At 69.6% G+C, this 24,704-nt stretch carries 21 protein-coding genes; 16 read left to right on the top strand and 5 right to left on the bottom strand.

Translation table 11 applies throughout. The features are described from left to right. Positions 1-10 precede the first annotated feature (10 nt). The gene (locus tag SPF06_RS01360; protein ID WP_323277125.1) at positions 11-1,738 is read right to left on the bottom strand and encodes an acyl-CoA dehydrogenase family protein; all 1,728 of its coding nucleotides are present in this window, start codon (positions 1,736-1,738) and stop codon (positions 11-13) included. A 66-nt stretch (positions 1,739-1,804) separates the two neighbouring features. Between SPF06_RS01360 and SPF06_RS01355 the strand changes: the two genes are divergently transcribed. After that, positions 1,805-2,635, top strand: a complete 831-nt coding sequence (locus SPF06_RS01355; RefSeq protein WP_323277124.1) for a shikimate 5-dehydrogenase — start codon at positions 1,805-1,807, stop codon at positions 2,633-2,635. A 46-nt stretch (positions 2,636-2,681) separates the two neighbouring features. Here SPF06_RS01355 and SPF06_RS01350 read toward each other — a convergent pair whose 3' ends face one another. Continuing rightward, positions 2,682-3,914 (bottom strand): class I SAM-dependent methyltransferase, encoded by a 1,233-nt coding sequence (locus tag SPF06_RS01350; RefSeq protein WP_323277123.1) that lies wholly within the window; start codon positions 3,912-3,914, stop codon positions 2,682-2,684. A gap of 51 nt (positions 3,915-3,965) precedes the next feature. Between SPF06_RS01350 and SPF06_RS01345 the strand changes: the two genes are divergently transcribed. The 12 genes from SPF06_RS01345 (at position 3,966) to SPF06_RS01290 (ending at position 20,107) form a co-directional block, all read left to right on the top strand. After that, positions 3,966-4,337: a hypothetical protein gene (locus SPF06_RS01345; RefSeq protein ID WP_323277122.1), complete on the top strand. Its 372-nt coding sequence runs from the start codon at positions 3,966-3,968 to the stop codon at positions 4,335-4,337. A 232-nt stretch (positions 4,338-4,569) separates the two neighbouring features. Then, a complete protein-coding gene (gene groES / locus SPF06_RS01340) occupies positions 4,570-4,866 on the top strand; it encodes a co-chaperone GroES (RefSeq protein WP_066499141.1) in 297 nt (98 codons plus the stop codon). An 89-nt stretch (positions 4,867-4,955) separates the two neighbouring features. After that, positions 4,956-6,563 carry a chaperonin GroEL gene (gene groL, locus SPF06_RS01335; RefSeq protein ID WP_323277121.1) on the top strand — a complete coding sequence of 536 codons (1,608 nt, stop codon included), beginning with the start codon at positions 4,956-4,958 and terminating at the stop codon, positions 6,561-6,563. Positions 6,564-7,076: 513 nt separating this feature from the next. Then, positions 7,077-7,334, top strand: a complete 258-nt coding sequence (locus tag SPF06_RS22045; RefSeq protein ID WP_428985678.1) for a calponin homology domain-containing protein — start codon at positions 7,077-7,079, stop codon at positions 7,332-7,334. 176 nt (positions 7,335-7,510) lie between these two features. Continuing rightward, a complete protein-coding gene (gene guaB / locus SPF06_RS01325) occupies positions 7,511-9,022 on the top strand; it encodes an IMP dehydrogenase (RefSeq protein WP_323277119.1) in 1,512 nt (503 codons plus the stop codon). A gap of 147 nt (positions 9,023-9,169) precedes the next feature. Continuing rightward, a complete protein-coding gene (locus SPF06_RS01320; RefSeq protein WP_323277118.1) occupies positions 9,170-10,306 on the top strand; it encodes a GuaB3 family IMP dehydrogenase-related protein in 1,137 nt (378 codons plus the stop codon). Between the two features lie 69 nt (positions 10,307-10,375). After that, complete coding sequence (locus tag SPF06_RS01315; RefSeq protein ID WP_323277117.1) at positions 10,376-12,106, top strand: glycerol-3-phosphate dehydrogenase/oxidase; 1,731 nt, start codon at positions 10,376-10,378, stop codon at positions 12,104-12,106. A 99-nt stretch (positions 12,107-12,205) separates the two neighbouring features. Further along, complete coding sequence (locus SPF06_RS01310) at positions 12,206-12,691, top strand: PTS sugar transporter subunit IIA (RefSeq protein ID WP_323277116.1); 486 nt, start codon at positions 12,206-12,208, stop codon at positions 12,689-12,691. Between the two features lie 66 nt (positions 12,692-12,757). Next, positions 12,758-13,633: an SURF1 family protein gene (locus tag SPF06_RS01305; protein WP_323277115.1), complete on the top strand. Its 876-nt coding sequence runs from the start codon at positions 12,758-12,760 to the stop codon at positions 13,631-13,633. A gap of 21 nt (positions 13,634-13,654) precedes the next feature. Then, complete coding sequence (locus SPF06_RS01300) at positions 13,655-14,137, top strand: DUF3817 domain-containing protein (RefSeq protein ID WP_323277114.1); 483 nt, start codon at positions 13,655-13,657, stop codon at positions 14,135-14,137. Positions 14,138-14,227: 90 nt separating this feature from the next. Continuing rightward, positions 14,228-15,778 (top strand): glutamine-hydrolyzing GMP synthase, encoded by a 1,551-nt coding sequence (gene guaA / locus SPF06_RS01295; protein WP_323277768.1) that lies wholly within the window; start codon positions 14,228-14,230, stop codon positions 15,776-15,778. A 72-nt stretch (positions 15,779-15,850) separates the two neighbouring features. Next, entirely contained in the window at positions 15,851-20,107 is a 4,257-nt protein-coding gene (locus SPF06_RS01290) for a DUF4011 domain-containing protein (RefSeq protein WP_428985677.1), read from the top strand. A gap of 14 nt (positions 20,108-20,121) precedes the next feature. Here SPF06_RS01290 and SPF06_RS01285 read toward each other — a convergent pair whose 3' ends face one another. The 3 genes from SPF06_RS01285 to SPF06_RS01270 all read right to left on the bottom strand — a co-directional run bounded on the left by SPF06_RS01285 (position 20,122) and on the right by SPF06_RS01270 (position 21,999). Continuing rightward, positions 20,122-20,844: an RcpC/CpaB family pilus assembly protein gene (locus SPF06_RS01285; protein ID WP_323277113.1), complete on the bottom strand. Its 723-nt coding sequence runs from the start codon at positions 20,842-20,844 to the stop codon at positions 20,122-20,124. Positions 20,845-20,942: 98 nt separating this feature from the next. Continuing rightward, positions 20,943-21,239 (bottom strand): FmdB family zinc ribbon protein, encoded by a 297-nt coding sequence (locus tag SPF06_RS22040; RefSeq protein ID WP_428985676.1) that lies wholly within the window; start codon positions 21,237-21,239, stop codon positions 20,943-20,945. 124 nt (positions 21,240-21,363) lie between these two features. Continuing rightward, positions 21,364-21,999 carry a 5-formyltetrahydrofolate cyclo-ligase gene (locus SPF06_RS01270; protein WP_323277112.1) on the bottom strand — a complete coding sequence of 212 codons (636 nt, stop codon included), beginning with the start codon at positions 21,997-21,999 and terminating at the stop codon, positions 21,364-21,366. 79 nt (positions 22,000-22,078) lie between these two features. Here SPF06_RS01270 and galU point away from each other — a divergent pair, with 79 nt between their 5' ends. From galU to SPF06_RS01255, 3 genes are all read left to right on the top strand, one after another. After that, complete coding sequence (galU, locus tag SPF06_RS01265; protein WP_323277111.1) at positions 22,079-23,017, top strand: UTP--glucose-1-phosphate uridylyltransferase GalU; 939 nt, start codon at positions 22,079-22,081, stop codon at positions 23,015-23,017. A 2-nt stretch (positions 23,018-23,019) separates the two neighbouring features. Continuing rightward, a complete protein-coding gene (locus tag SPF06_RS01260; protein ID WP_323277110.1) occupies positions 23,020-23,637 on the top strand; it encodes a GNAT family N-acetyltransferase in 618 nt (205 codons plus the stop codon). A gap of 73 nt (positions 23,638-23,710) precedes the next feature. Then, entirely contained in the window at positions 23,711-24,643 is a 933-nt protein-coding gene (locus SPF06_RS01255; RefSeq protein WP_323277109.1) for a hypothetical protein, read from the top strand. The last annotated feature ends 61 nt before the right edge of the window (positions 24,644-24,704 follow it).

Below are 24,704 nucleotides of genomic sequence, written 5' to 3'. Positions count from 1 at the left end.
GAGAGGCACGTCAGACCCGGGCGAGAATCTCCTCCGTACGCGCAGTGTCCGGGAGGGATCCGTACCCGAGAGTGCGCTTCTCCCCGAGCCGCGCGGCGATGAACGCCTCCGCAACGTACGACGGCGCGTTCGCGACCAAGAGGGCCCCCTGAAGGGCGAGGGCGAGCTCCTCGGCCAGTCGGCGGGCCCACGCGTCCGCCTCGCCCGGCTCCCTGGCCGCGTCCGACATGAGCGAGAGGGCGCGGCCGAGCTGCGCGTCGAGGACGGGATCGACGCCACGCTGCTGCTCGAGCTCGTCCGCGAGGGCCTCGGCCGAATCAGGGTCCCTCTCGAGGGCCCGGAGGACGTCGAGCGCCACGACGTTGCCCGAGCCCTCCCAGATCGCCATGACGGGCTGCTCGCGGTAGCGCATCGCGAGGGGGAAGTCCTCGGTGTACCCATTCCCGCCGAGGCATTCGAGTGCCTCGGCCGCGTGGGCGGGCCCCCGCTGGCAGACCCAGAACTTGGCTACGGCCGTCGCGATCCGGGCGAAGCTCTGCTCCCGCACACCGTCGACGTCGCCGAGGTGGGGACCCGCGCCGCCGCGGGCGGGCCCTTGGCCCCGGAGGTCGGGATCCCCGCCGCCCACGGGTGCCGCACCGCCCGCGGGAGCCGGCCGCGCGCCGTCGTCGGCCGCCGCAAGCCGCAGGCCGAGCCATGTCGCGGCCTCGGCCTCGAGCGCGAGGTCGGCGAGCACGGATGCCATCGCGGGCTGATCGGCGAGGAGCCGGCCGAAGGCCCTGCGATGCCGGGCGTGCCACACCGCCTCGACGACGCCCTGCCGCATCCCGGCCGCGGAGCCGAGGACGCAGTCGAGGCGCGTCTCGTGCACCATGCCGATGATGGCCCGCACTCCGCGCCCGGCCTCGCCGACCCGCCACCCGAGGGTGTCTTCGAACTCGACCTCGGCCGAGGCATTCGAGCGGTTGCCGAGCTTCGCCTTGAGGCGCACGAGCCGGAAGGGATTCAGGGAGCCGTCGTCGAGAACGCGGGGGACGAGGAAGCACGAGGGCCCGGCAGGCTCCTGGGCGAGGACCAGAAACGCGTCGCTCATGGGTGCCGAGCAGAACCACTTGTGGCCGGTGATCAGAGCGGTGCCACCGCCGGCGTCGACGGCCGCCGTCGTGTTCGCACGGACGTCGGATCCGCCCTGCCGCTCGGTCATCGCCATGCCCATGAGCGCGCCGGGCTTGTCGGCGGCGGGCATGAGGCGCGGTTCGTAGCCCGTCCCGTACAGGCGGGGAAGCCACACCCGGGCGACGGCGGGTTCCCGCGCGAGGGCGGGAACCGCGGCGTGCGTCATCGAGACGGGGCAGGCGTGCCCCGGCTCGACCTGCGCGAAGAGCATGAACGCCGCCGCACGGGCCACGTGTGCGCCGGGACGCGGGTCGGCCCAGGCGGAGGTGTGCGCGCCATGGGCCACGGCGTCTCCAAGCACGCGGTGGTATGCGGGGTGATACTCCACTTCGTCGCGGCGCTCGCCGTAGCGGTCGAGCGCCCGGAGCTCGGGAACATGGGTGTTCGCGAGGAGGGCGTTCTCCTGGAACTCGGCCGAGCCGACGAGACGTCCCACGGCCGCGAGGGCACCGGCCGCCCAGCCAGCGCCGTAGCGCCGCACGCCGTCGACGAGCCCGGTGTTCGTCGAGAACTCGTCGATCCCCACGCGCGGCGGCGGCTGATTCGCGGACGGCGCTCGCATGCGTCCATTGCACACCCGCGTGATTCACGCGAGCCAGAGCCAGCGGAGCCCCGCTAGCCTTGTTCCGTGCCGATCCTCAACAAAGACATGACCCTCTGCATCTCCCTCTCGGCCCGGCCGAGCAACAACGGGACGCGCTTCCACAACTTCCTCTACGAGGCGCTCGGCCTCAACTGGATCTACAAGGCGTTCGCGCCCACGAACCTCGAGCAGGCCATCGCGGGCGTCAGGGGGCTCGGCATCCGCGGCTGCGCGGTGTCGATGCCGTACAAGGAGGAGGTCATCGCGCTCGTGGACCGCATGGACGCGTCGGCATCTGCGATCGATTCGGTGAACACGATTGTGAATGACGACGGCGTGCTCACGGCCTACAACACGGACTACACGGCCATCGCCCAGCTCATCGAGCGCAACGCCCTCGACCCGGCGTGGTCGGTCGTGCTGCGCGGTTCGGGCGGGATGGCGAAGGCGACGGCGGCCGCGTTCCGCGACGCGGGCTTCCGGGACGTGACGATCGTGGCGCGCAACGAGGAGACCGGGCGGACGCTCGCCGAGCTCTACGGCTTCGCGTGGGCGGCGGACGTCGATGCGGCGCTCGACGGCGCGACGGCCGACGTCTTCGTCAACGTCACCCCGATCGGCATGGCCGGCGGCCCCGAGGCAGACTCGCTCTCCTTCCCCGAGGCGGCGATCGACGCCGCGCGCGTGGTGTTCGACGTCGTCGCCCTTCCCGCGGAGACGCCGCTCGTGCGCGCGGGACGGGCCGCCGGAAAGGTCGTGATCAGCGGGGCCGAGGTCATGACGATCCAGGCCCTCGAGCAGTTCGTGCTCTACACGGGCAGGCGGCCGAGCGACGAGCAGCTCCACGCGGCCGAGGACTTCATGCGCGCGCAGTAGGCGGGTGCATGGTTCGTCCGGCGGTGACCTTCCGCGGGCTCGAGAGTCAGACGGGCTCGACGACGGCAGCCACGCGATCCTCGCCGATCCGCGTGAGCACCAGGGTGGCGCGCTTGTGTGGGGACTTCCGCGGGGCCTTCCCCTGGCCGGCGAGGAGGAGCTTGCGGAGCTCGTCCGGCGTCACGGCCATGCCGCGCTTCTTGATGTCGAGCGTGCTGATGCCCTCGTCGCGGACCCATTGGCGCAGTGCGCGGACGTTGTAGTGCCGCACCTCGAGCACGCGGTAGGCCCGGGCGAATGGCGTCTGGGCGAGCCTTGGGGCGCAGATGTACGCGATGTGCGGGTCCACGAGGTGGCCGCCGAGCCGGTCGGCGAGCTCCGCGACCAGCCCGGCCCGGATCACTGCGCCGTCCGGCTCGTACAGGAAGCCCTCGAGGGGACCCACTGAGGCGACGGTTCCGCCGTCGAAGTCGGTCTCGGCCACGAGCTCGGACGCGGAGTCCCCCGCGATGACGAGCGCCGCCCGGCGGACGCTCGGACGCTTGAGCGCGTTGAAGTACAGCGCGACCTCCGCGACGTCGCCGTCGACCGAGACCCACTGTGCCTCGCACGAGTCGGGAACCGAGTCGTGGGGGAGCCCCGGGCCGAGCTTGACGCCCACGGGCAGGCCGCGATCCGCGAGGTCCGAGGCGAAGCTGAGCGGCGGCGAGAACTCCTCCGGATCCCACAGGCGCGTGGTGCCGGACGTCGTCGTCGTCCGCCGCGCGGGGTCGAGCCAGACGGCGTCGATCCCCTCCAAGGGGACTGACTGCGCGTCCGCGTGGACCACGCGGACGTGCGGGAACGGCATGAGGTTCACGGTCGCGCACGCGGCGGTCGTCTCGTCGAGCTCAACGGCGGTGACGTCGAGATCGAGCGAGGCCATAGCCATCGCGTCGGATCCAAGCCCGCAGCCCAGATCGGCCACGCGCTGCACTCCGGCATCCACGAAGCGGCGCGCGTGCCGCGCCGCGACGTTGAGCCGCGTGGCCTGCTCGAGGCCAGCGCGGGTGAAGAGCATGTGGCGGGAGAACTCGCCGAATTTCGTCTCGGCCCTGAGCCGGAGCCTCGCCTGGCTCAGGACGGCGGAGACGAGTTCGGGCGCATGCCCCGCCTTGCGAAGCCGGGCCGAGATGGCGAGCGCGTCTTCCTCTCGGTAGGGGCCGAGCGAGTTGAGGAGGGCCCAGCCTTCCGCCGTGAGCAGCGGCGCGAGCTGCTCGGCCTGATGATCTGGGGGCATGGATCAAGCCTAGTTCAGCGCGCGCTCCGCCAAGCCGGATAAGGTTGACGCATGGAGACGACGCCTGCAGACGCCTCGACCGGAGCCGGCCACGGCGGACTTGACCGCTTCGCGCGGCCCGCCCTCATCGCCGGGATCGTCCTCGTGGTGCTGGCTGCGGTCCTCCTCGTCGTCGTGATCGGCCTCGATGCCTTCACCGCGACCGTCTATTCCGTGGGTGGCAAGAGCATCAACGACCAGACCGCCGAGGCGCAGGCCCTTCGGGACCAGTACCTCGGCAGCAAGATCCTGGCGATCATTGGGCTCGTGATCGGCGGCCTCGCGCTCGTGGGCTCGCTCGTGGTCATGTACCTCCACCGCGGCCGCGGCAATGGCAACGACGACGGCGACGATCTGAGCTTCGACGAGCTCGCCGGCGAGTGAGGCCGGGCCGCGTACGCCGACACAGCCTGGCGCCAGCGGCAGCGAACGTGTCGCGCGCTGGCACTCGCCTTGACCGAGTGCCAGTTGACCGGGATACCCGTCGCTCAATAGAGTCATGGGTAGCACTCGCCCTGTGCGAGTGCTAATTGTCCAGGCACGCTCCCGGCACCCGCGACGACGGTTGCATGCCCGGCTCCCATTTCTGTGACCCGTTCATGAAAAGGAGAGATCCGTGTCGGTCTCCATCAAGCCTCTCGAGGACCGTATTGTCGTCAAGCCGCTCGAAGCAGAGCAGACCACTGCTTCGGGCCTCGTGATCCCGGACACCGCCAAGGAGAAGCCGCAGGAGGGCGAAGTTGTCGCCGTCGGCCCCGGCCGCGTTGACGACAACGGCAACCGCGTTCCGGTCGACGTCACCGTCGGCGACGTCGTCCTCTACTCGAAGTACGGCGGCACCGAGGTCAAGACGGGCGGTGCCGAGTACCTCGTGCTCTCGGCCCGCGACGTCCTCGCGATCGTCGTCAAGTAGTCCCTGCCGAGCAGGACTCATCGCTGCGTGCACCCCGGCCCCGCGGCCGGGGTGCACGCGGTGAAGCGACCTGAGTCAAGGAGAAGCGAATGGCAAAGCAGCTCGCATTCAACGATGACGCCCGCAAGGCCCTCGAGGCCGGCGTCGACAAGCTCGCCGACACTGTCAAGGTGACGCTCGGCCCCCGCGGCCGCAACGTCGTCCTCGACAAGAAGTGGGGCGCGCCGACCATCACGAACGACGGCGTGACGATCGCCCGCGAGGTCGAGCTCGAGGACCCGTACGAGAACCTCGGCGCCCAGCTCGCGAAGGAAGTCGCGACCAAGACGAACGACGTCGCGGGCGACGGCACGACGACGGCGACCGTCCTCGCCCAGGCGCTCGTCAAGGAAGGCCTGCGCAACGTGGCCGCGGGCGCGGCCCCGGGCCAGATCAAGCTCGGCATCGAGGCGGCCGTCGAGGCCGTCGCGATCCGTCTCGGCGAGAACGCGCAGGAGGTCACGGGCCGGCAGGTCGCCAACGTGGCGGCGATCTCGGCCCAGTCGGATGAGATCGGCGAGCTCCTCGCCGAGGCGTTCGACAAGGTCGGCCAGGACGGCGTCATCACGATCGAGGAGTCCTCGACGACGCAGACCGAGCTCGTCCTCACGGAGGGCATGCAGTTCGACAAGGGCTACCTGTCCCCGTACTTCGTGACGGACGCGGAGCGCCAGGAGGCTGTCCTCGAGGATGCGCTCATCCTCATCCACCAGGGCAAGATCTCCTCGCTCCAGGACTTCCTCCCGCTCCTCGAGAAGACGCTCCAGGCCTCGAAGCCGCTCTTCATCATCGCGGAGGACGTCGAGGGCGAGGCCCTGTCGACGCTCATCGTCAACAAGATCCGCGGCACGCTCAACGCCGTCGCGGTCAAGGCGCCGGGCTTCGGCGACCGCCGCAAGGCCATGCTCCAGGACATCGCGACGCTCACCGGCGCCCAGGTCATCTCGCCCGAGGTCGGCCTGAGCCTCGACCAGGTGGGTCTTGAGCAGCTCGGCTCGGCGCGCCGGATCACGATCACGAAGGACACGACGACGATCGTCGACGGCGCCGGTTCGGCCGACGACGTCGCCGCGCGCGTCGCGCAGCTCCGTGCCGAGCTCACGCGCACCGACTCCGACTGGGACCGCGAGAAGCTCCAGGAGCGTCTCGCGAAGCTCGCGGGCGGCATCGGCGTGATCAAGGTCGGTGCGGCCACCGAGGTCGAGCTCAAGGAGAAGAAGCACCGCATCGAGGACGCTGTCTCCGCGACGCGCGCTGCCCTCGAGGAGGGCATCGTGGCGGGCGGCGGCTCGGCACTCGTCCACGCGGTGCGCATTCTCGATGAGAACGAGGACATTCTCGGACTCGAGGGAGACATTGCGGTGGGCGCGAACATCGTTCGCCGCGCCCTCATCCAGCCGCTGCGCTGGATCGCCCACAACGCGGGCTTCGACGGCTACGTCGTCGCGGCGCGCGTCGCCGAGGGCGAGGTCAACCACGGCTTCAACGCGAAGTCGGGCCAGTACGAGGACCTCATCGCGGCGGGCGTCATCGACCCGGTCAAGGTGACCCGTTCGGCGCTGCGCAACGCGGCGTCGATCGCGGCGCTCGTCCTCACCACCGAGACGCTCGTGGCGGACAAGCCGGCTGCCGACGAGCACGCGGGCCACAGCCACTAGGCACCACCCGCGATCCTCGCGAAGAAGGCCGCCCCACTCGGTTGGGGCGGCCTTCCGTGCGTCTGGGCCGCGGCCGCGCCGTCTGGTTTGCGCCTTGGGGGCCCGCGCCCGATTCACACCGGGAGGACATGGCCTTCACAAGTTCCGCACAGGCTCGAACGAGGGAATGGTGAGGCGACGTCTTCCTCATGATCTCGGCTTTCCTCATGACAGGGCAGTTCGTGGCACGCCACCGGCGGGGCGAGCGGACGAGGCTCGTGAAGCATTGGCGCCACGTCTTTCGCCGGCTCATGCCCGCGACATCTCGTACGGGCTCTATCTCTGGCACTGGCCTGTGCTCGTCATCGCCCTCACATGGCGGGACAGGGATCGCGCGGGGTGGCTCCTAGGAACGACGGCGATCCTCCTCGCGCTCGCCCTCGCGTACGCGACCATCCGGTTCGTGGACCGGCCGTGGCGCGCGTGGAGCTGGCCCGAGGCCCGGCTGTGCAACGGAGTCGCGGGCGTGGCCCTGTGCGCCAAGCCGCGGCGTCGAGCGTGCCCGGCGCGGAGGATCCCCTCGCGGCCTTCGCGGCGCAGCATCCGGATCATTTCGCGGCGATCGACATGACGGACCTCATCTGCCCCGGCGGAGTGTGCAGCGGCGTCATCGGCAACACGTACGTCAACATCGACGACAAGCACCTGACACGGACCTACGCGGCATCGATGTCCTCGAGCCTCGGAGAAAGGCTGTTCGCGGCCACGGGGTGGACCGGCCAAGCTGCGTGACACGCAAGCCGGTGTGGGCTTCGTCACCGTGGGGGCGCTCGGGAATGCCCGCCAGGCCGGCGCAAGTTTAGGATAGAGAAACCGCAGCAGACCATGCCCGTAAGCACTGGCTGGTCATCAGCACTTCCCGTCAGTTCGCGCCGCATCCCCCAAAGGCGCACGGCCAAGGAGCACTCATGACCACCGCCCCTGAGCACGACCCGTTCGGCTTCCTGGGACTCACCTATGACGACGTCCTCCTGCTGCCCGGGCAGACCGACGTGATCCCCTCGGAGGCAGACACGTCCACGCGTCTCTCGCGCCGCATCCGCCTCGGGATCCCCATCCTCTCCGCCGCGATGGACACGGTCACGGAGGCCCGCATGGCCATCAGCCTCGCCCGCCAGGGCGGCATCGGGATCCTGCACCGCAACCTCTCGATCCAGGATCAGGCCGAGCAAGTCGACCAGGTCAAGCGCAGCGAGTCCGGCATGATCACGCGCCCGGTCACGGTCGGCCCCGACGCGACGCTCAAGGAGCTCGACGATCTGTGCGCGCACTACCGCGTCTCGGGCCTCCCGGTCGTCGACGCGAGCCGGCGCCTGCTCGGCATCATCACGAACCGCGATATCCGGTTCGTCCCCCACGAGGAGTTCGCGACCCGCAAAGTCCACGAGGTCATGACCCCCATGCCGCTCGTCACGGCGAAGGTCGGGGTGCCCCGCGACGAGGTCATCGGGCTCCTCGGGAAGCACCGCATCGAGAAGCTCCCGCTCGTCGACGACGAGGGCATCCTGCAGGGCCTCATCACCGTCAAGGACTTCGAGAAGGCGGACCAGTACCCGAACGCGACGAAGGACGACGCCGGGCGCCTCCGCGTGGGCGTAGCCGTCGGCTTCTTCGGCGACGGCTACGAGCGCGCGATGGCCATGGTCGAGGCCGGTGTCGACGTCCTCGTCGTCGACACCGCGAACGGCCACAGCCAGGGCGTGCTCGACATGATCGCGCGGCTCAAGAAGGATCCCGCCGCTGCTCATGTCGACGTCATCGGCGGTCAGGCCGCGACGCGCGCGGGCGCCCAGGCGCTCATCGACGCGGGCGCGGACGCGATCAAGGTCGGCGTCGGCCCGGGCTCGATCTGCACGACGCGCGTCGTGGCGGGCGTGGGCGTCCCGCAGGTCACCGCGATCTACGAGTCCGCGAAGGCCGCCATTCCGGCGGGCGTCCCCGTGATCGCCGACGGCGGCCTCCAGTACTCGGGAGACATCGGCAAGGCGATCGTCGCCGGCGCGGATTCCGTCATGCTCGGCTCGCTCCTCGCCGGCACGGCGGAGGCGCCGGGCGATGTGGTGTTCATGAACGGCAAGCAGTTCAAGTCGTACCGCGGCATGGGCTCGCTTGGGGCGATGCAGACGCGCGGCAAGAACACCTCGTACTCGAAGGACCGCTACTTCCAGGCGGATGTCCCGAGCGACGAGAAGCTCATCCCCGAGGGGATCGAGGGCCAGGTCGCCTACCGTGGGCCGCTTTCCGCCGTCGCCCATCAGCTCATCGGCGGCCTGCGCCAGACGATGTTCTACGTCGGCGCGCACACGATCGACGAGCTCAAGGCGAAGGGCAAGTTCGTCCGCATCACGTCGGCTGGCCTCAAGGAGAGCCACCCGCACGACATCATGATCACGGCGGAGGCTCCGAACTACCGCAAGTAAGCGGTTGCAGTCGTTCCTGCCGCGAAGGCCTCTGTCCGGACACCCGGACAGGGGCCTTCTGTTTCTCCGCCGAGGGACGCGGGGAGTGGCCCGTGCTTGCGCCCTCCGAGACGTGGGGGAGGCACATGATTCGCTAAGGTAGAGGCCGTGACCTACGAGATCGAAATCGGCCGCGGCAAGCGCGGGCGGCGCGCCTACTCCCTCGATGACATCGCGATCGTCCCCAACCGGCGGACCCGCGACCCCCACGACGTCTCGGTCTCGTGGCAGATCGACGCGTACCGCTTTGAGATGCCGGTCATCGCCGCTCCCATGGATTCGGTCATGTCCCCGGCCACCGCGGTCGAGCTCGGCCGCCTCGGGGGCCTCGGAGTCCTCGACCTCGAGGGCCTGTGGACGCGCTACGAGGATCCCGAGCCGGTCCTTGCGGAGATCGCCGCGCTTGAAGGGGAGCCTTCGGATCCGGCTGTCACGAGGCGCCTGCAGGAGCTCTACACGAAGCCCGTCGACCCCGAGCTCATCACGTCGCGCCTCGCGGAGATCCGCGCGTCGGGCGTCACAGTGGCCGGCGCGCTGACGCCGTCGGGCACGGTGCAGCACTACAAGACGGTCATCGCCGCGGGCGTCGACCTGTTCGTCATCCGCGGCACGACGGTTTCGGCCGAGCACGTCTCGAAGAACCAGGAGCCGCTCAACCTCAAGAAGTTCATCTATGAGCTCGACGTCCCGGTCATCGTGGGCGGCGCGGCCGGCTACACGCCCGCGCTGCACCTCATGCGGACGGGCGCGGCTGGCGTTCTCGTGGGCTTCGGCGGGGGAGCGACGACGACGACGCGGCGCGCCCTGGGCATCCATTCTCCCCTCGCGTCGGCGATCAGCGACGTCGCCGCGGCGCGCCGGGATTACATGGACGAGTCCGGGGGCCGCTACGTCCACGTCATCGCCGACGGCGGCATGGGCACCTCGGGCGCGATCATCAAGGCCATCGCGATGGGAGCGGACGCCGTCATGCTCGGTTCCGCGCTGGCCCGCGCGGAGGAGGCGCCGGGCCGAGGCTGGCATTGGGGCGCCGAAGCGCACCATCCCGAGACCCCGCGCGGCGAGCGCGTCAACGTCGGCACGGTCGGGCCGATGGGGGAGGTCCTCTTCGGCCCTGGGCATCACCCGGACGGCACGTCGAACCTCGTGGGGATGCTGCGGCGTTCGATGGCTACGAGCGGCTATTCGGACCTCAAGGAGTTCCAGCGGGTCGACGTCGTGGTGTCGCCGTACGCGGGCCAGTAGGCGCTTGACGGCCTGCCTAGACTCCAAACAGTAACCATGGTCGCGGGGGCTGATCTGAGGGGGAGGGGCATGTCCGGAAGCTTGGGGCCCGAGGGCCGCGCGACGGCGATCGAGCGGCTCAGGGCGACAGCCCGGCAGGGCCGGGAGGGCCGGGAGATCGACGTCCTCATCGTCGGAGGCGGGATCGTCGGCGCGGGCGCCGCGCTCGATGCGGTGACGCGGGGCCTCGACGTGGGGATCGTCGAGCAGCGCGACTGGGCGTCGGGGACGTCGTCTCGTTCGTCGAAGCTCATCCACGGCGGGCTCCGCTATCTCGAGATGCTCGATTTCCGGCTCGTCCAAGAAGCCCTTCAGGAGCGCGGGCTCCTGCTCCAGCGCATCGCACCGCACCTCGTCAAGCCGGTTCCCTTCCTCTACCCCCTCACTCGCCGGTGGTGGGAACGCCCCTATGTCGGCATCGGCATGATCATGTATGACACGTTTGGGCTCACGAGCGGCCACGGGAACGGGGTTCCCGTGCACAAGCACATGTTCCGCCGGAGCACGCTGCGCGCCGCGCCGAGTCTCAAGGACGACGCCATGATCGGCGCGATCCGCTACTACGACGCCCAGGTGGACGACGCGCGGCTCGTCTCGACCATCGTGCGCACGGCGGCGTTCTATGGCGCGCACGCGGTCAACAGGACGCGGGTCGAGCGCTTCCTCCGCGAGGGCGAGCGCGTCGTGGGGGCCCACGTGCGAGACCTCGAGACGGGCGAGGCGTTCGACATCCGCGCGAAGCAGGTCATCAACGCGACGGGCGTCTGGACGGACGAGACGCAGGCCATGGTGACGGACCGTGGCCAGCTCAAGGTCCGCGCCTCGAAGGGCGTTCACCTCGTCGTCCCGCGCGACCGATTCCAGTCCACCGTGGGCCTCATCCTGCGGACCGAGAAGTCCGTGCTCTTCGTCATCCCGTGGGGACGCCACTGGATCATCGGGACCACCGACACCGACTGGGAGCTCGACAAGGCGCACCCCGCGGCGTCGAGCAGCGACATCGACTACATCCTCGAGCACGTCAACCGCGTGCTGCGGCGACCGCTCACGCGCGAGGACGTCGAAGGCGTGTATGCGGGGCTGCGGCCGCTGCTCGCCGGCGAGAACGACTCGACGGCGCAGCTCAGCCGGGAGCACATCGTCGCCCATCCTGTGCCTGGCATGGTCGTCGTGGCCGGGGGGAAGCTCACGACGTATCGGATCATGGCGCGTGACGCTGTCGACGAGGCCGTGCGGAGCATGGACCTCCGCGTGCCCGCGAGCATCACCGACAAGGTTCCCCTCGTCGGCGCGGACGGGTACCGCGCCGTGTGGAACCGGCGGCATCGGCTCGCCGAGGCCTCGGGTGTGCATGTGGCTCGCGTCGAACACTTCATCAACCGCTACGGCTCGCTCGCGACCGAGGTGTTGGACCTCATGACGGCCGACCCCACGCTCGCGGAGCATCTTCCGGGTGCGGACGACTATCTGCGGGCCGAGGTCGTCTACGCCGTGACCCATGAGGCCGCGCGGCACGTCGAGGACGTCCTGACGCGGCGCACTCGCATCTCGATCGAGGCGTGGGACCGCGGAGTCTCGGCGGCGCCAGTCGTCGCCGAGCTCATGGCGCCACTGCTCGGGTGGAGCGAGGTGCAGCGCGAGAACGAGGTGGCCCATTACCTCAAGCGGGTCGAGGCCGAGCGGCTGAGCCAGGAGCAGCCCGACGACGCGACGGCTGACGTCGCCCGGCTCGGCGTCGCGGATATCGTCCCGGTGAAGTAGCCCGCCTCGGGGGAACGGGACCGGGAACGGCGGCAGGGGTTTGGACCGCATCACGGACGGCGGACCCGCAGGGTGAGCGCGCGTCCGTAAAATGACGGCATGCCCCAGACTTTCGATCGCTATGACGCCCAGCTGACCACGCCTGGGCTCGTCATCCTCGAGATGGAGGCCGCGGACCGCCACGACGCGGCGCGCCAACTGGCCGGCCGGCTTGCCGCCGAGGGACGAATCGACGATCTCGACGCGTTCCTCGCCGACGTCGCGGCGCGGGAGCATCAGATGGCCACGGGCCTTCCCGGCGGCATCGGGCTCCCTCATGCGCGCAGCGAGCACGTGACGCGCCCGTCGATCGCCGTAGGCGTTGCGAAGTACGGTCACGCGGTCGATTTCGGGGCCATGGACGGGCCTGCCTTCGTCGTCCTGCTCATCGCGACGCCGGCCTCGAGCTTCTCCGAGCACCTTGAAGTCCTCGCGACGATGGCCCGTTCGCTCTCCAAGGCCGGCTTCCGCGAGTCGCTGCGCCGCGCGAACGACGCCGACATCATCGCCGAGCTCGTTAACTCGGCGCTCCTGTTCGGGGACTAGGCCTATAGGGTTGGGGAGCAGCGCCCTGTTTCGGTTTTCTACAGCTTGTCGGAGTACCGTTGAAAGGTGCTCCGAACCGCCCTCAAACTCCGCTGGATCCTTGCGCTCCTCGCCGCGCTTGCGGTCTCGGGCGTCTTCGTCCTGCTGAGCCAGTGGCAGTTCTCCCGTTCGACTTCCGATTCGCCGCCCGTCGCGACGACCGTCGAGACACCCCAGCCTCTCGCCAAGACTATTGAGGCCGGCGTCGTCTTCCCGGCAGCTGCTGCCGATCAGATGGTGACGGCGAGCGGCCACTACGATCCGTCGCGCCAGGTCGTCGTCCGAGATCGGCTTCGCGACGGAGTAAGCGGATGGTGGGTCGTGACGGCGTTCGTCGTCGACGGCGCCCCGGCGGTCGGCGGCGAGAAGGGCATCGTGATTCCCGTCGCGCGCGGCTGGCTCGCCGACCCGGGCAAGGCCGGCCCCCCGCCGTCGGGCGCGGTCCAGCTCACGGGGCGGCTCCTGCCCTCTGAGGCTCCGCAGGCCACCAAACGCCCGGCCCCAGGGCAGGCATCCATGGTCTCGGTCGCGGAGCTCATCAACCTGTGGGACGTCCAGAGCTATCCGGGGTTCGTGAGCGCGACGCGCGAGGTGACTTCCGCCGGGGACCAGTCCGCTGCCGCGCTGCATGGCGCCCTCGAGCCGCTCGATATCGCGGCCCAGCCCGCGACGGCACCCGTGAACTGGCTGAATATCTTCTATGCCGTCGAGTGGGTCGTCTTCGCAGGCTTCTCGATCTTCCTCTGGTGGCGGCTCGTGCGCGATGACTACGAGCGGCAGCTCGAGGCTCACGCTGACGCCGCTGCCCGGGATGCCGATACGGACGCCCGATCCGATATCGATGCCCGATCCGACATCGACGCTCGAACCCGTAACGACGCCCGATCCACCAACGACGCCTGATCCGATACCCGGAGGAACACTGTGATCGACCCCAAGCCCGCCATGGGCCGCACGCCCCAGCGCCGCTTCGGCGGCACCGCCGCGCAGATCCGTTCGGCGCTCGGGTTCTACAGGGTTATGGCCTATGCAACAGGTTCGATGCTCCTCCTGCTGTGCCTCGAGATGATCGCGCGCTACGGATTCGGCAAGTTCCTCTTCGTGGGGGGCAGCGACGCTTTCACGGCCAAGCCCTTTGCCTTCGGCCTCGCGGACGCCGATCCGGCAGGGGTCGTGGGCGGGGTCAACCTCTCTCTCACGGTGCTCATCGTCCACGGGTGGATGTATGTGCTGTATCTCGCATCGAACTTCCGCCTGTGGTCCCTCATGCGCTGGCCCTTCGTCCGCTTCATCCTCATGGCACTCGGGGGCGTCATCCCGTTCCTCTCGTTCATCGTGGAACGGCGCATGCACGCAGAGGTCGAACGCGAGCTCGTCGCGCACCCTGACGCTGGCCAGCGATACTAAGGCGCACGCGGCACCCATGCTGACGTCCGGTAGGCTTGACGGGTGACAAACGCATCCCAGAGCACAGGCTCGCAGACAGCCCACCGGCCCGTGCTCGTGGTCGACTACGGTGCCCAGTACGCGCAGCTCATCGCCCGACGCGTCCGCGAGGCGAACGTCTATTCGGAGATCGTTCCCCACACCCTGACCACCGAGCAGATCATGGCCAAGAACCCGGCCGCCATCATCCTCTCCGGCGGCCCTTCGAGCGTTTACGCCGAGGGGGCCCCCGCCGTGGGGGCGGACCTGTTCGAGGCCGGTGTGCCGGTCTTCGGCATCTGCTACGGCTTCCAGGCCATGGCGAATGCGCTCGGCGGCACGGTGGCCCGCACGGGACTCCGCGAGTACGGCGCGACGCAGGCTTCGGCGGTCGGGGAGCCCCATTCGATCCTTGCGGGGATTCCCGTCCTGCAGAGCACGTGGATGAGCCACGGCGACGCCGTCCAGGCCGCCCCCGAAGGCTTCGAGGTGCTCGCGACCACGCCGGGTGCCCCAGTCGCAGCGTTCGTCAATACCGAGAAGGCCCTCGGCGGAGTGCAGTGGCACCCCGAGGTCAAGCACTCCGAGTACGGACAGAAGGTCCTTGAGAACTTCCTGTTCGGGGTCGCGGGGCTTGAGCGCAACTGGACGACCGGAGACATCCTCGACGAGCAGATCGCGCGGATCCGCGAGCAAGTCGGAGACGCCCGGGTCATCTGTGGGCTGTCGGGCGGTGTCGACTCGGCCGTCGCGGCCGCGCTGGTCCAGCGAGCGGTAGGCGATCAGCTCACGTGCGTCTTCGTCGACCACGGGCTGCTCCGCGAAGGCGAAGCCGAGCAGGTCGAGCGCGATTTCGTCGCGGCGACGGGCGTGAACCTCTACGTCGCGAATGAACAGGATCGCTTCCTGTCGGCGCTCTCGGGGGTCACTGATCCCGAGCAGAAGCGGAAGATCATCGGCCGCGAGTTCATTCGGGCGTTCGAGGAGGCCGAACGCACGATCATCGAGAAGGCCAAGGCCGAGGGCGAGCAGATCCGCTTCCTCGTGCAGGGAACCCTCTATCCGGATGTAGTCGAGTCCGGCGGCGGCGAAGGCACCGCCAATATCAAGAGCCACCACAACGTGGGCGGGCTCCCCGAGGACATGCGCTTCGAGCTCGTCGAGCCGCTGCGCGCCCTGTTCAAGGACGAGGTCCGCTCGGTGGGGCGGCAGCTCGGACTGCCCTCTGAGATCGTCAACCGCCAGCCCTTCCCCGGACCAGGCCTCGGGATCCGCATCGTCGGCGAAGTGACGAGGGAGCGGCTCGACCTCCTGCGCAAGGCTGATGCAATTGCGCGCCACGAGCTCACGGCCGCCGGTCTCGACGACGAGGTGTGGCAGATGCCCGTGGTGCTCCTCGCGGACGTTCGAAGCGTCGGAGTCCAGGGCGACGGCCGCACGTACGGCCACCCGATCGTCCTCCGGCCGGTGTCGAGCGAGGATGCGATGACGGCCGACTGGTCGCGGCTGCCGTTCGACCTGGTTGCCCGCATCTCCAACCGCATCACGAACGAGGTCGATGGCGTCAACCGGGTGGTGCTCGATGTGACGAGCAAGCCCCCGGGAACCATTGAATGGGAGTGATCTGACGCTGATTTGGCCCCTGGCTGCGTTGCGGCCGGGGGCCTCGGCGTGGAAGAGGCTACTCTCGAAACTATGCCGATAAGGTCTATAGGCAAACGACGCAGCGCCCCGGACGCCGCAGAGGAGAGCGCTCAAGTGGCCCAAGAGCCGACGAAGCACGAAGACGAGGCACGCCTTGAGGCGTGGCTCTCGTCTCTGCCGGCCGTGACCGGTCCGGATACGATGCTCAGCTTCTTCCCGAAGTCGGACAGCGCGATCGACCTCACCTCGGCTCATGCTTCGGGACTGGCCCAGCTCCTTGCGGGGCGCCGCACGAGGCTCTCGACGCTCGTCCGGGAGCGGCAGGACTACACCGCCGCTGCGCGGGCTGCCCGGAACCTGCGAGGAAAGATCTACGAGCTTTCTCACGAGCGTGGCCTCGACGCGGGCTATCTCGCGGCCGGAATCGCCTCCTGGACGTCTGCCGTGGGCGGCAAACCGCGCCGCGTGAGCGCTCCCGTCCTGCTCGCGGCCGTGGCCCTCACGGTTCGGAGCGAACAGGACGACTTCGAGATCAAGCTGACGGAGCAGGCCCGGCTCAACCCGGCCCTCGTCCGCCACCTGCGGTCCGTGCACCACCTCGAGATCGATCCGGCCTCCATCGAGAGGCTCGCGTACAGCACGGCCCGCCTCGACCCCCATCCAGTCCTCGAGCGCATGCGGGCACTCCTCCAGGGGATCCCCGGAGCCGCCGTCGAATCGAGGCTCCTCGTCTCCGCGTTCGCGGATCTCGAGCACGCGCTCGACGACCCGGCCATCACACCCGCCAGCTCTGTCATCGCGTCCCTCGCAGCAGCCGCGCGAGCCGTCCATGTGGCCCCGGCGCCGATCGATGGATCCCGCTTCGCGCCCGTGGACGAGCGCGCCCCTGAGGATGAACTGCTCGTGCTCGACGCTGATGTCGACCAGCAGCTCGCGATCGACGCCGCACGCGCGGGCGATTCCCTCGTGGTCGAGGCGCCGCCGGGCACGGGCCAGACCCAGACTGCGGTCAACGTCATCGCGAACCTTGTCGACGCGGGCCGGACTGTCCTCGTCGTCGCCGAGCGCCGCGCGAGCCTCACGGAGCTTCATCGCGTATGCGAGCGCCTCGGCCTGGGCTCCGCGCTGCTTCCCCTCGGCACTGGACTCACGGCGGGCCTTCTCAAGCAGCAGCTGGTCCGTGCGATCGTGCGCAACGAGAAGGCCGAGCGGCCCCGGCTCGACGCTGTGCACAGGGCTGTGCGCGAACGCAGGCATCAGCTCATCGAGCACGTCGAGTCGCTGCACAACGTCCGCGAGCGCTGGGGCTGCTCGCCGTACGAGGCCATGCAGTCGCTCGCCGCCCTGACCTCGATCCAGCCTTCGCCTGCGACCACCGTGCGGCTCAAGCGGAGCGTGCTCGACAGCATCCGCGAGCGGCGGGAGCTCGCTGAGCGGCTCAAGAGGGCGGCTGAGCTCGGCAGTTTCAGCCGGGAGGCGACCGAGAGCCCCTGGTATGGGGCGCGCATGCTCACGCGGCGCGAGACGGAGGACGCCCAAGAACTGGTCGGCACGCTCGTCGTCGATCTGCCTGCCCTGCGGGAGCGCATGGCACGCGTCGCCGAGCATTCGGAGATCAGGCTCGGCCGTTCCGTCCAGGAATGGGGACAGCAGATTGACCTGCTCGTCTCGGTGCGAGAGAGCCTCGACAAGTTCACCCCGGACATTTTCGACCGTCCAGTCAGCGATCTCATCGCCGCCACGGGGTCCTCGAGCTGGCGGCGCGAACGGGGAATCGAGATCCCCGCGATGCAGAGGTCCAGACTTCGCCGTGTCGCCAAGGAGTATGTGCGGCCAGGTGTCCATCTCGCAGACCTCCACACTGCCCTCCTGCTCGTGCAGGAACAGCGTGGGCAGTGGGCCGACTATGCGGTCTCGCAACGTCATCCGGCTGTTCCGTCCGGGCTCGCGGACCTGCGCGAGGACTACCGGGCCGTCCGCAAGGGACTCGAACGGCTGGGCACGATCCTCGCAGGTACCCGCAGTGGCGGCGAGCTGATCCGCACATCGGTTGCGGCGGTCCAGCAGCGCCTTGAGGATCTCGTAGGCGCCGTCGAGGCCCTGCGGTCCCTGCCCGAACGCACCCTTCTCGAAGACGAGCTCCGCGAACGCGGCCTCGGCGATCTCCTCGCCGATCTTGCCGAGCGCGAGGCCTCGCCGGAGGTTGTCGCCTCGGAGCTCGAACTCGCGTGGTGGCAGTCGGTGCTCGAGGCCATGATCAGCGGCGACGACTATCTTGCGATGTCCGACGGCGCGCAGCTGCGGCGAGCCGAGGAGGAGTTCCGGCGCGCGGACCGGGCGCATCTCGCATCGGGCCCGGCCAGAGTGCGGTGGCGGCTTGCGTGCGAATGGACTCGGGCCATCGGCGAACGCCCGCGCGAGGCGGAGTCCCTCAGGAACGTCCTGCGCGACGGCCGCATCAGCCTCGCGAGCCTCGAGGCGAACGCGCCCGGATTGGTCCGGCCTCTCGTGCCCGTGTGGACGTCGAGCCCGTACACCCTCGCCTCGGTCGCTCCCGCGCAGCGGCGGTTCGACGCCGTCGTCATCCTCGACGCGGACTCGATGCCGCTCAGGGCGGCCCTGCCCGCGATCGCCCGCGCGAAACAGGTCATTGCCTTCGGCGACGCCCATGTTGCCAACCCGCGTCCGTTCACGGTCGGGGTCGCGGGCGGACAGCCATTCTCGGGCGCGGTCGAGAGCTCGTTCTCGGCGCTCGCCCGCGTCCTCCCGACCGTGCGACTGACGACGGTCTACCGTGGCGTCGACGAGGATCTCGGGCTTCAGCTGAGCCAGCGGTTCTACGACGGCGCGCTCAGGCGGCTTCCCGATGGGCAGTCCGTGACCGGGCTTGATCGCGCGCTCGTCGTCGAATACCTGCCCGACGGCACTGGCATGCCTTCCGGTCAAGACGGCAACGTCGAATCGACGGCGGCAGAGGTCAACCGTGTCGTCGACCTCGTTTTTGAGCACGCCGCGCACCGGCCGAACGCTTCCCTCGCCGTCGTCACCGCAAGCTCCCAGCACGCGGCGCGCGTCGGGGAAGCCATCCGCCTCCAGATGGCCAACCACGCCGAGTCCAAAGAGTTCTTCGCCATGGCTGACGAGCCGTTCCGGGTCGTGCCGGTCGAGCGCGCCGGCGGCCTCGTGCGGGATCACGTGATCTTCTCGCTCGGCTACGGGCGCACGCCGCACGGCCGCGCGATGCACTACTTCGGCCCCCTGAGCGAGCCAGGCGGCCGGAGGCGGTTTGCCCTCGCCATGAGCCGAGCGCGCCAGACGCTCCACGTGCTGAGCTGCTTCGAGCCCGGCGAACTCGACGTGACCCGGCTGGGGGAGGGAGCCCTGGACTTCCACGAGCTCCTCGAGCGTGAGCTCGCGGGCCGCACCGGGCTTGGTACCCGAGCCACCCGAGCGGCCGCGAGCACGGAGGCCCTCGGTGCCGATCCACTCGTGACGGACCTCGGGGAGCGCCTCGCGTCGCGTGGCGCACGCGTCTGGCACCACTACGACGGGGAGATCGACATGGCGGCGGCCGTCGATCCGCTTCTGACTATGTCGCGGGACGAGCACGAGCCGAGCGTTCCGGTCGCCGTCGAATCGGACGGCACCAGGCGATATCGGGAGCTGAGCGTCCGCGAGCGGACCCGTCAGCGTCCGGAGCTGCTCGAGCGCATGGGGTGGCGCTACCTCACCCTCTGGACCATCGAGGTGTTCACGGATCCCGCGAGCTGCGCGGACATGGTCGCTGAGGCCCTGGGACTCGACGGCCAAGCCGACGACGGCGCGAGCGCGGGATTCCTCACGCGGGGCGCCGATCCGAGGTCGACGCCCGCGAGTCCTCTCGACGGGGCTCTTTCGTACGCCGACGGGCAGGTGGGCCCGACCCCCCAAGACGGGGGCAGCGGCAACCGAGAAGAGACGTTTGAGGAGGCATCGCCAGTGGCAGCGCGGGATCATCTGAGTTCGCATCGCCGAGTCAGCGTTCCGGGGACGGCTGGAGCCGATCGGGATGCGGCCGCTCCTTCGGTTCCGGAGCAGCCGGGCGCATCCGGTGTGCCCGAGCGGCCGCGGCGACCCGATCAGCCCGAAGGCTCGGAGCAGCGCAGCGACCAGCCGAACGGGGCTCGGGCCGTTCCTTCTCCGCAAGAGGCCAATCCGGTCCTTCCCCGGCGCGCGGCGGAGGACGATCCGCGTTCGTGGGGGGACGACGAGTCCGATCGCGATCATGAGCAGTGGCTCAAGGACCAGCGTCCGCCCCATTGGGGCTGACGCTTCGGCCCGCATCATCGCTTCGCGCCGTCGACGAGCACGAAGAAGACTTTGCCCCGGCTCGACGCCCCGGCAATCGCGCGTGCCTCGTCGCTTTCCGCCGCGACCACGACGAGGCCTTCGGCGTCCTTGGGCGTGCCCAGCCAGCCGCCCGGCGGTGCCCCACCCGCTCCAGTCCACAGAACGGTGACGCCGGCCGCGAGGATCGTCGACTTCGGCCCGTCACGGCCGATTTCCTCGGTCAGGACGAGGTCGACCGACTGACCCGTGCGCAAGAGCTCAAGCGATCCCGGGTCTGCGATGCGAACGGGAACAGCCACCGTGCCTGCCGCGGCACCGGTCAGCAGGCCGGGGCCGACCATCGCGGCGTCGGTCAGGATTTCACCTTTCCGCATGGGCCCCGCGAGCCGTTGGCCGGCAACCTCGTCGACTTCCGTCGCAGCGTGTTCGGGAAGGCCGTCGACCGGCACCCGGGCGAGCCGAATCTGTGAACTCTGGATCGGTGCGCCCGCCGGAAGGTCAGCGGCGGCGACGACCACGGAGGCGTGGGCCGCTGAAGGCGGAGTCAGCTGGTAGACGCCGATCGCGACCCCGACGCACAGGGCCGCGGCGGCGAGGCTCCGCCGGCGTCTTTCGAGCAGCCGCATGAGCGGCGCGCGCCGACGGCTTCCCCATGGGGCGGGCGCCGCGGACGCACGAGCTGGGGGCTTCCGCCGTGGAAGTCGCGTGAAGGTCATGCTCCGACGCTAGGCGCGATCAGACACCTTCAGTGCTCGGTGAGCGCGGCTTGTGGATGACTCACCGCGATGACTTTGTGTGGAGGAACAGTGAACCGTCAGTTCGCCGCGGCCGAGGCGGCCGATGCGGCCGGTGCGGGGCTCGGCGTCGAACTCGGCGTAGAGCTCGACGAGCCGCTCGACGCCGCCGCGCCCGACCCCGCGGGAACGGTGCTCGAGCTGCGCGAGTCGGTCCGGTAGAACCCGCTGCCCTTGAACACGACTCCCACGCTGTTGAACTTCTTCCTCAGGGTTCCGCCGCACTCGGGGCAGACCGAAAGGGAGCTGTCGCTGAAAGACTGCACGATGTCGAAGGCATGTCCGCAGTCTTTGCAGCCGTAGGCGTAGGTGGGCACTGTCACTCCTTGCAGAACAGGGGTCGGTCACATGGTGCCGGGGAACGCGTGCCGAGTTTTCTTCAGCTCCACCGTGCTCCCTTAGCAGTCAGTGATCACGAGTGCCAATTCTAACAGTCAGTCGTCACGCCCTATTCCGAAGCGGCCTGATTCCGCTCGGGGTGAGGGCCGCGTCGACCCGGCGATCCAGCGGCTCGTCGGGCACCCCGCCCGCCGGGAGCACTTCGTCGTCGAACACGACCGCCGCCGTCGAGACCCGAGCGCCGCCGTCGTCGAGCCGGGCGAGGAAACGGTCGTAGTAGCCGCCCCCCTGCCCGAGCCGCCGCCCCTCGGCGTCCAGAGCCGTCGCCGGGAGCACGATGGCCGCGAGCGGAGGCCGAGCGTCGTTGCCCTCGTGCACGGCGCGCGCATCGAGCCGCGGCCCCACGGGCTCCAGGACCGGCGCGAACGCGCTTCGCTCGTAGTCGACTCCCGGATGCCATTCAACCCACGAAAGCTGGCGGCCAGGCTCGCAGATGGGCAGCAGCACGTGGAACCCCGCCGTGTGCAGGCCTTCGACGAGTTCGAGGGTTGGCGGCTCGGCACCGACGCTGCGATACGCCGTGACCGTCCCTCCGGGAGGAACGGCTGCACTCGCCCACGCAATGCCATGCGCGGCGATGCGGACGCCCGTGGCGGCGCGGTCCGCGGTGCTCATCGCACGACGGCGCCCCCACACTTCGGCGCGCAGGCTCGCCTTGCGCTCAGCTGTGCTTTTCACACCTCGAGCCTAGCGGTCGGCCGGGCCGTCGAGGCGAGATTCTGGGCCGGAGCCAGAGTTCGTCGTATAGAGTGGCAGCGTGTCGACCACGAAGCCAGTCAGGAAAGCTGTCATCCCTGTCGCCGGGCTAGGCACTCGGTTCCTCCCCGTGACCAAGGCCATGCCCAAGGAAATGCTGCCTGTCGTGGACAAGCCGGCTATCCAATACGTTGTCGAGGAAGCCGTTGGCGTGGGCCTCAACGACATCCTCATGATTACCGGCCGCAACAAGCGCGCTCTTGAGGACCACTTCGACCGCGTCCCGTCCCTTGAGGCGACCCTCGAGGAGAAGGGCGACCAGAAGAAGCTCGCCGCCGTGCGCGAGGCGAGCGCGCTCGCGGACATCCACTACGTCCGCCAAGGCGATCCGAAGGGCTTGGGCCACGCCGTCCTGTGCGCACAGCGCCACGTCGGGAACGAGCCCTTCGCAGTCCTCCTGGGCGACGACCTCATCGACGAGCGGGACGAGCTGCTCCGGGAGATGATTCGCGTCCAGCAGGCGACCGGCGGCTCGGTCGTCGCGCTCATGGAAGTCCCGCGGGAGGCGATTTCGGCCTACGGCAGCGCCGACGTGGCGCCCGTCGACGGCGAGACCTTCGTCCAGGTCAAGGGGCTCGTGGAGAAGCCCGCGCCCGAGGACGCCCCCTCGAATCTTGCGATCATCGGCCGCTATGTCCTGAACCCGGCGGTCTTCGACGTCCTGGAAGGAACTCAGCCGGGGCGCGGCGGCGAAATCCAGCTCACCGATGCCCTCCAGACCCTCGCGGCGCGCCACGGAGACGGAGGCGGCGTCTACGGCGTCGTCTTCCGGGGGCGCCGCTATGACACCGGCGACAAGCTCAGCTACCTCAAGGCCGTCGTCACGCTCGCATGCAATCGCGACGAGTTCGGTGATGATCTGCGCTCTTGGCTGCGCACATTTGTGGCAGACGGCGCGGGTGTCGCAAACGGCGCGGAAGCGCCGTCCACGGGCAGCTGAGCATGTTCGGGCCGGGGATCTGGCCGGTCACGCTTGAATCCGGGGACGTGGGGCTTCGCCCCATCAGGCAGTCCGACCGGGCCGAATGGATGGACCTGAGGTACCGCAACGCCGAATGGCTTGCACCGTGGGAGGCCTCGAACCCGCAGCCCGGCGGGGGCCTGCCGACGTTTCGGCAGATGGTGCGCTCGCTCAACCAGCAGGCCCGTGAGGGCTCTGCGCTGCCGTTCGTCATCACCCAGGCCCATCCGCAGAAGGGCAGGCCGCCGATCGTCGGCCAGCTCACGGTTTCTTCGATAACGTGGGGGTCGGCTCTCATGGCGACTCTCGGCTATTGGGTCGACCATGAGCACGCGGGGCGCGGCATCGCGCCGACCGCCGTCGCCCTCGCCACGGACCATTGCTTCTTCGCGCTCGGGCTCCATCGCATGGAGATCAACATCCGGCCCGAGAACAGCGCGAGCCTGAGGGTCGTCGAGAAGCTCGGCTTCCGCTACGAAGGCCTGCGCCCGCGATACCTGCACATCGCCGGGGCCTGGGCAGACCACGAGTCGTTCGCCCTCACCGCGGAGGAAGTGCCCGAGGGGCTCATGAAGCCCTGGCTTGCCTCTCGCGCGTAGGCGCCCGCGTCAGTCTGACGACACACCGGCCGTAATCCGGCAGGCCGGGCAGCTCGCCTCCTACGGTTTTGATATGGATTTCGCTCTCAGCAGCTCGGCGGTGCTCGGCGCGGCCGTGTTCCTCTGGCTGCTGTGGGTGGCTCCCTATGTGCTCCGCCGAGTCCGCCCCGCGGGCGACGGCGCCGTCCTCCTCAGAGAGGCCGACGACGGCGACGCGGAGCCCGCGGTCGGCGCACCGAGCGCTGGACCGACTTTCCCACGAGAGCGGCGGGATGACCCGCCCGTGACGCCGACTGCCCGCCAGACCCCTGAGGGGGAGCACGTGAACGACCGGATCCCCACCGCACCTCGACTGCGCATCCGCTGGGGCCGATGCGCTCTCGCCGGAATCGGACTCGGCGGGCTGCTCGTCGCCATCATCGGCGGGGGCGCCGCCGCATTCGGGGTGGTCTCCGGCCTCATCCCGCTCGTGGCGCTCGCCGCGACGGCAGGCTGCTTTGTGGTCCTGCGAGGGCTGGCCGTGCGGGACCGCCGTCGACGCGTCGACGCAGCGTTCCGTGCCGCGGTCCGGGCCGAGGCCAGCGGCGCCGATCCCGTGCGCAAGGTTCCGGTCCGCACGGCGAACGAAGTCTTCGACCTTCAGCCGGAACCCGAGGCGGTTGCTCCCCTGAGCCGCGACCAACTCCGCGCGGCCGCTCTCGAGGTGGCCAAGGCCGCGCAGGAAGCAGCCGCCGAGGCTGCCAGCGGGGGCGACGCGGACGCGGACGAGCAGTGGGAACCCGTCGAGGTCCCGAAGCCCTCGTATGTGGGTGCGGCGAAGGCCGATCGCGATGCTCCCGAGCCGCTTGAGGCTCCTGAGCAGCCCAAGCCGAGCACCAAGGTCACGATCAAGCCGAAGCCTGATGCCGCCCCCGCGCCGGGCATCCCCGTGGTTGCCGCGGGGCGCTCCGGGACGCGTGGCGCCCTCGGAAATCTCGACGCCGTTCTGCAGCGCCGCCGCGCGTAGCGCGGGGCGGCGCTCAATTTGTCTTGAACGGCTCGGCCCAGTAAGGTTGAACCCGCATCAA

Source organism: Sinomonas terricola, from assembly GCF_034931225.1.
Taxonomy (GTDB): Bacteria; Actinomycetota; Actinomycetes; order Actinomycetales; family Micrococcaceae; genus Sinomonas; species Sinomonas terricola.
Note: the sequence above shows the minus strand (reverse complement) of the source record. Positions and strands in the feature narration are given on the sequence as shown.